Here is a 7940-nt window from a genome sequence, read left to right on the forward strand (position 1 = left end):
TTGAACATTATCAAAGCGGTAAATTCCTGAAGAATCCACCAACACTTCCCCAGCTACTTCATCTCCAAATTTTTCCATTCAAGATATCAAAAAGCTATTTGGAGTCGGAGCAAAATTTGAAATTAACGAATATGCGATCGCATTTGATGTTCCTTGGTTAAATCAATCTAGGCAAAGGGGTAGACGTAAGGAACAACCTGTGATTTTGGAGGGTTTACCACGTTTACAATCGACAGGTTTAAGTTTAGCTGCGGTAGAACAGAGGCTAAATTTTACTGGTGGTGAAAATAATTCTACTAATTCCCAAGGTGATTTTCAAGCTGTGGGTTCTGCTTTCGGTGGTTCCTGGTATTTACGTACTCAACAACCAGAGTTCCAAAATTCTTCGAGTTGGAAAATCTCAGAAGCGCAATTTCTCCGACAAACTCCCAAACAAGATTACTTTGTCGGTTCCCATCCGACATTTTGGCGTAATCAAGCCACAAATGGCGATTATTGGGGTTTTACCTATATCCAAAGACAAAAATTCACTCCTCCCGAATATTCCCTCAGTGCAGGTTCCACCGACCCAAGACAAAGATTACAATCAGGTCAAATTGGACGCACTATATCGGGAAGAACAGAACCAGGAACCTTAGTTAGATTGGTGGAAAAATTTGGAGATGAAGTAGCTGGGGAAGTGTTGGTGGATTCTTCAGGAATTTACCGCTTTGATAATGTTCAAAATGAAGATGGATATCTCAACAGTAGTTATCGTATCTTCCTCTATCCCGAAGGAAGATTAACAGCACAACCAGAAATTCGCGACGCAAGTTACACCGCAACCCCAGGACAAATCCCCGCAGGAGCATCAGCTTTCGTAGCTTCCGGTGGTTTCGGGAGAGAATTTCGGAGTAATAATAATTTAATTGGTGATTTCTCCAATTTTCGTGGTGGAGTCGCACAACGTTGGGGTATATCCCAAGATTTAACCCTGGGAGTTGGGGGAGTTTACGACGATTCCTTCAAAGGATTAACCGAATTATTCTACCGTCCAGCAAATATCCCTTTGCAAGTCTCAGTTTCCAGCTTGCTTGGCAAAAACATCGATACCGTTGCCGATATTCGCTTCGATCCATCGCAAAACTTTAACCTTTCCTTTTTTAGCGATCGCTTTTCCAGCAGACTCAATGCAAACTGGAATATCCTCCGGGGAGTTTCCCTATTTGCCAACACAGACAGCCGTTTTGGTACAGGTGGAGGACTACAATTTAATATCAGTGGCAGAAATTCCTACACCTTTGCTCGTTTGGGTTTAGACACCGAAAACCGCTTTCGTTGGAACCTACTCCAACGTCTCGGTAGACTCGAACTGCGTCAACTTGGTAACGAAGTCGGAACCCTTTCCGAATTTACCTACGGTTTATCCTCCAAATCCTCCATTGGTTCGGGAAATTCCCTCCTCCTCAACTACGAAACCCGCAGTCAAAACCTCAACAGCAATCTCCTGACATTGGGTTGGCAGTATCGTTCCGGACAACGGGCTGTAGATGGTAACTATCAATGGGAAACTCAACTCGGCTATGGCATAGGTTCCCAAGGTGCGGGACCAATCGCCTCAGTAACTACCACAGTATTACCCGGCATATTATTACGCGCTCGATACCAAGGAGTATCCGTAACCTCCGACCAATCAACCTTCAACATTGACCTAGTTTCCAGCTTGGGTTTACAAGGAGGAATTAGTGCCGGAGATAGACGTACCAGCTATTACCGAACCCAAGGAGGAATGTTAATCCAGCCCTTCTTGGATGCAAACAACAACGGTAAACGGGATTCAGGGGAGAAAATATATACTGAAGATGCCAACTCACTGGTAATAATTAACAACCGACCATTAAAATCACTGCGAGCAGACATGCAAAGCGATCGCGTTTTGGTACGATTGAATCCAGGAAGTTATCGTCTCGATTTAGACCCCGCAGGTTTCCCCCTCGATTGGCAAGCGGCAACCGATGCCTACGCAGTCGATATTAATGCAGGTTCCTACACTCCCGTATTACTACCATTAACCCGTGCTTACGCAGTTTCTGGAGTCATCACCAACAACAAAGGGGAACCCATCAATGGTGCTAGGGTAGAAGCAGTCACAAGTGATGGGAAAAAGCGGTTATTTTCGGTGACGAATGGTGCGGGAGTGTATTATTTAGAGCGTCTGCAACAGGGAGCATATAACCTGTTGATTAATGGCAAAGCAGTGAATGGGATGAACTTGGAATTGGATAGTTCATCGGAAGGATTGAAGGAATTGAACTTACAGCAAGCGGAAAACGAGGAATTTCGAGCATTGAAAGCGAGTGTAACTCAGAGTGTTTTGCCAAAAGAAGAAGAGAAGAAATAAAGCGATATTTTAAGTAGTCATACCAATTATTTATGAAGTCACATATTACTTCGACGCCTCCCAACCTCCCCTTAGCAAGGGGAGGTGCCACAGGCGGCGGGGTTATTTTATACCTCTTCATGTTAATATAGAACCCCTCTCCAAACCTCTCCCCTTGCCAAGGGGAGAGGCTTAAAAACCTCAATTTTTAACTATTTTTACAATATTGCGATCGCTCCTTACCCCAACCTTCATCACTACATTAGGCGGAAACTATCAGAATTCTTCAGACTAGCAGCAGTCATATTTTTCACAACCGCTAAACTTAGAGTTCCAGCTTCAATTAAAGTATCGCTACCTTGCTGCGTCAATACGAGGGAAGCAGGGAGCAAACCACCAGCACAACCAAACTTATCTTCCCCAAGTGTAAAATCTTGAATGGTATCTGTACCTGTGTCAGTTCCATTCAAAACAAAAGTATCTTTACCAGCAACACCCCACATCGTATCATTCCCATCACCACCCCAAATGATGTCATCCCCATCATTTCCATACAACGTATCCTTACCCCAACCACCGTAGATGGTGTCATTGCCAGCATTACCTTGAATAATGTCATCAAACGTAAAGTTATTCGTAGTCAGCGAAGCATAACTTGGCTTGGTTGCTAAATCTAAATCACCGTAGAGAATATCATCACCATCTCCACCAATAATTCGGTCATTACCCAAACCGCCGTAAATCTTATCATTACCAGCTAAACCATCAATGCGATCGCTCCCATCTGTTCCCATTAGAGTATCAGTATTGGTGGTCGCAGACACGATATTATTATTTGTTGGGTCGGTTGTGACAAAGTTGATAGCACCACTAGTAACTGTTATTTTAAAGTTTTTAGCTGCTGAAATTGCACCCCCACTATCTTGAGCCGTGACTTGAAAACCTATGGTTTTACTACCAGTACCAGTAATATTGTTAGCCAAAGTATAAGTTAAGTCACCATTTGGAGCAATTATTGGAGCTATGGTAAAGAAATTAGAATCTGATGAGTTGACTAGGCTAACTGTATACCCACTATTTGTTTGTGTTTCGTTCGCTGCCCCAGAATCAAAGTTATTTGCCCAGCCTTGAATAATTTTTGTAACTGTTTGACCAGAGATTGTCCTTACGCTTTGATTTCCCCCAATAGAAAATGTAGGTGCATCATTAACAGCGTTGACATTAACACTCATGACAGAATTAGAACTGCTGAAAACTTCACCATCGCCAACTTTAAAGCTAAAATTTGCGTAATTTAAGCCGTTTGCATTAGCAACTGGTGTAAACTTTAATTTTCCAGCAACAATATCAACAGTATTGATTTCCTGGTTTAAGTTGACTGCAACATCATCCAACAACAAACTGCCTACGGTTACTAAACTAGTAATCTGTATCTTTTGTAAAGTATCACCATCTACGTCAGCAAAATTAAAATCTGATGTGCTGAATATATAAGTAAAATCTTCGTCAACTGTCACAGCTTTGTTTGCAGCAGTGGGTGTTGCATTACTCAGCTTGAATATATATGCAGCTCCGGCATCTGTATTTGCACTATCAGCATAAGGTGCCGCGATCGCAACTCGGTAATCATTTATCTTTGTCATTGCCGAACCAAAACCATCGTTCCCAGTGCCGGGATTTTGAAAGATTTTGCTCAAAGTATAGGTCGAAAATCCTGGTTCTCCATCATAAAAATAAACAGCACCGCGATCGGGAACGGGAGTAACTGATCCAGCAAGTACATCAATATTAAAATTGGTAGGTGCGCCAATTACGATATCATCACCAATGAATGCAACAGAGCTACCAAAGCCCCGATTGGTTATATCTGGGTTTGTGAAAGTGCGTAAAAGCGTAGGTGCTGTAGTTGTCGTGTCATACAAATAAACAACCCCGGCATTATCCGTACCAATATCTTCGCCTGGTGCGCCAATTAGTACACGGGTTCCATCACTATTGGATGCTACAGAAATACCGAAGAAATCAAAAGCCGATCCATTTGGGTTGGTGAACGTCTGATTCAGCGTTCCATCTTTTTTGTATCGATATGCTTGTCCAGTAGTTGCACTTAAAATACTAGTAGCAAAACCTGGAGCGCCAACAATAATATCGTTACCAGCAGCAGCAAGTGATGTACCAAATCGAGCATCCTGAACATAACTTGTTACTGGATAAACAACATCTCGTATCAATTGACCACTGCTATCAAAGAGTCTTATTTGTCCAGCATTGTCTGTTGCCGTGGTTTTACCTTTTTCTGGCGCACCAACAACAACTGTACCATCACTCAAAATTACTACAGCAGCACCAAATTCACTATCATCATTAGTAACGGAATTATCCAACGTTTGTTGAGGAGTTGAACTACTATCGTACCTGTAAACTCTCCCAGCATCCTGAACCCAGGTAGACTCATCGTAGTGAGGAGCGCTAATTGTGTAGTAGGTACTACCCGAAACCGTGTTTATCGCTACGGCAAAACCGAATGTTTCGTTAGAACCTTGGGTGGTTGTTTGGGTTGAAGGATTGGAAAAAGTTCTTTGTAGACTACCGCTTGTATTGAATGAATAAGCATTTCCTTTATATTTATCTCCATTGACGGTAGCAGTTTCAGTACCGGGAGAACCAATTAAAATTTCGGAACCATTTGATGCTAGCGATGAACCGAATAACCCATTAGCGATAGGTGATGGATTATTAATCGTCACCTGTGGTGTGCTAACAACTTTAACTACACCACGCAACGTATTTATTAAGTCGGTATTGTTTTCATTATTTGCAGCACCTGGTGTTCCACCATTTGGGTTTCCGCTTGTTGCAGTATTCGCGGTGACACTTGTGCGAGCATAGCTAGATGCAGTATCTACACCACCAATAGAGCTAGCTATGTAAGAAACCGCTTGGTTGAATCCTGGTCTGAGAGCAGTCGCAGTAAATCCTGAGTTATCAGACTTATCCCAATCATGGACAACTGTACCGGAACTGTTTTTTAAAATCGGATTGTCTGTATTAGTGCCGTTAGCAAAACCTCCCCAAGTCCCTGTAGTAAACAGGTTAGTGTTATTATGAGCTACGATAATTCTGCGATCGCTACCAACTGACAGGTCATCAGCAGGTAAGATATCATCCCTTTCATTAGTATTGCCATTGTAGATAACAATAATCGTACCAGCTGCCACATTTGCCCAAGTTGAATCATTACTGAAAGTTGTGTAAGGAGTGACTGCTGTATCTCCAAGTGTCCAACCTCGCATATCAACTGTAGTAGTAACAAGTAACTCCACCCATTCTTTATTACCACCATTCCCTTGTGACCATTCGTTGATAATTACAGAAAGGGGAGTATTTAAAGTTGAGTTGTAAGTTTGTAGCTGCTGATTAGAAAACGCCAAAGAAGACTCAATACTTCCCGTCTTCACCTCCAAATCCCAATCACCGCCCAATGCCGCATTCCCCGTCAAATCATTCGATGCAGCTACATCTGCACCCGTCATCTGACTCAACTGTTGCACAAAAGTAACACCTACTTCCCCTGCTGCCACATCGCAACCATACAGCAAAATATCCGCTTCTTCCGTCAGCGATGTTTTCCACAGCTTTAACTGACTCTCATACTGACTGAAATTACCTGAATTTAAATAATTTGACCCCAATTGTAAACTACCAGCACTACCATGAGAAACAATATGCAGCGAATCATATTGTTTACCCAATAAACTCTCAGTAATTTGAGTGATTCCATCTTTTGTAGGGTCAAGAATTACAACCTCTGTACCTGGTTGAATATTTGCTATCAGACTTTGATAATCAGGAACTCTAGTGTCAACAAATATAATACTTCTCTTATTAATTAATCCCGATGATATAAATTTACTTGCTTCTGTAGCCAATATTTTTTCTTCATCAGAAATAAATGATATATCAGAAGACTTATTTGATAGTATTTTCATAATTATTTAAAGTGATTTTTAATTAATGAGCTTAAGTTTAAAAAAGAGATATAGCAAGGTAAATCAACTTACCATTATTGCTTTTTATAATAATTAAAACCTCGGTGCTTATACTAAGTAATTTATGAAGACTTATATCCTCGCTTTATTTAAATAAACCATCAATAAAATCCGTGGTATTACTGAAAGCAAAGATTATAGATAGGAGTTAACCTATAACCGTCGCTAGTGGCTACACACTCCTGATATGCACAGATATCCATACAAAATTTATCAACTGTTGCTAGGCTCTGTTTTCATACTTGTTAGTAATATTACCTTTGCTCAAAGTGCTAATGCAGAAGAACCAACTTTGGAGGTAGATGTAACAAGTAGCTGCACTATTGAGAAGGTAGACAAGGGGGAATTAGCAGTGACCAATAACAATACCCTTTTTAGTAGTAAGATTCCTGATGGAAAATCTGGAATTGTCAGCTTAGATTGTAAAGGTTCAGCTACTGTTTCGATTTCTAAACCTGTACAACAAAATATTGTTAGTGGCACAACAGATTTTGCTTCAGAAGGAGAATTATCTGCGACTGCAAATAATGTAGAATTAAAATTAGCTATTTCTAATCCTGGAAACCCCAGCCAAAAGATAATAGGTAGCGAAGAGAATATTAAATCAATAGACGTGGAAGTCAATATGGAAGCAAAGAAAAACAGTGGTTCTATTTCTCCTGGAAAATACGAATTTAAAGTAACTTTGACTGTTGCTCCCGATTAATAGTTCATCTTAAATTGTCATTATTATTCAGTGCTATTTACTAATTTTATATATCTAAATACATATATTTAAAACATGAGGAAACCAAGACAATGGCGCGATCGCAACCAATTCTATTACTACTAATAATCACAACTCATCTAGTTGGTTTGAAAAGTGCGATCGCAGAGCCTACCGTAGGTGTCCCATCCGATGCAAACCAGGTATGTAGTTTTTCGGAGGGGACTGGTGGTCAATTAGTCACCGAAGGTCGGGTAATGCCCAGTAAGTTAGGAACTTTGGATACATTTGGTGGTTCCCCCATTAAAATGGATGTTACCTGCAATAAACCTGCAAAATTAGTTGTTTCCGCACCAATTCAAGTCGGTGGACCAGAATTTAAACCTGTGTCTACGTTCACGAATGTAACAACTGCAACAGGTGATTCGACTAAATCTAATGAAGCTCCTTTGGCTTTACCTGCGGGAACTACAGCTTTATCGATTAACTTATATGTGGATAAAGGTAGTCGTTTGAAGGTTGGAAATTATCAGTATACTTTTAAGTTTACTGTTGCAGAGTAGGCGTTTCCACATCTATGGGACCTTCAATTTGATTGACAATACTGAATTAGCGTGTGATTTCTCAGTGCTGGAGTTCAGGATATATACGGATGTGAGATACATAGGGCTTGCAATATATTGACCTAGACCAAATCACAAGATGTTAGATTTAGCCACTGTATATTGAATACAATACTAAACTTGCAAAAAATTACTAGTTATTCCAGCTATAAATTAGGAGTGAGGATAGGGAGTAATATTATTTATACAGATAAATAAAAATG

At 40.6% G+C, this 7940-nt stretch carries 4 protein-coding genes; 3 read left to right on the top strand and 1 reads right to left on the bottom strand.

The window, feature by feature from the left end; translation table 11 throughout:
• The first annotated feature begins 199 nt into the window (after window positions 1–199).
• Window positions 200–2380, top strand: coding sequence for a carboxypeptidase-like regulatory domain-containing protein (locus CK510_RS22345; protein WP_211293257.1), 2181 nt, complete (start codon window positions 200–202; stop codon window positions 2378–2380).
• A 236-nt stretch (window positions 2381–2616) separates the two neighbouring features.
• Here the strand turns inward: CK510_RS22345 and CK510_RS22350 are convergent, their stop codons facing one another.
• Window positions 2617–6348 (bottom strand): DUF4347 domain-containing protein, encoded by a 3732-nt coding sequence (locus CK510_RS22350; protein WP_095723790.1) that lies wholly within the window; start codon window positions 6346–6348, stop codon window positions 2617–2619.
• A 280-nt stretch (window positions 6349–6628) separates the two neighbouring features.
• Between CK510_RS22350 and CK510_RS22355 the strand changes: the two genes are divergently transcribed.
• Both CK510_RS22355 and CK510_RS22360 read left to right on the top strand, forming a co-directional pair.
• Complete coding sequence (locus tag CK510_RS22355) at window positions 6629–7114, top strand: hypothetical protein (RefSeq protein ID WP_211293258.1); 486 nt, start codon at window positions 6629–6631, stop codon at window positions 7112–7114.
• A gap of 92 nt (window positions 7115–7206) precedes the next feature.
• Entirely contained in the window at window positions 7207–7677 is a 471-nt protein-coding gene (locus CK510_RS22360) for a hypothetical protein (RefSeq protein WP_095723792.1), read from the top strand.
• Window positions 7678–7940 lie beyond the last annotated feature (263 nt).

This window comes from Brunnivagina elsteri CCALA 953 (assembly GCF_002289455.1).
In the GTDB taxonomy this organism is placed as follows: domain Bacteria; phylum Cyanobacteriota; class Cyanobacteriia; order Cyanobacteriales; family Nostocaceae; genus Brunnivagina; species Brunnivagina elsteri.

Excerpts from the sequence above, each read along its gene's own strand:
- CK510_RS22350 (WP_095723790.1), bottom strand. The coding sequence starts at position 6,348 with ATGAAAATACTATCAAATAAGTCTTCTGATATATCATTTATTTCTGAT.
- CK510_RS22360 (WP_095723792.1), top strand. The coding sequence starts at position 7,207 with ATGGCGCGATCGCAACCAATTCTATTACTACTAATAATCACAACTCAT.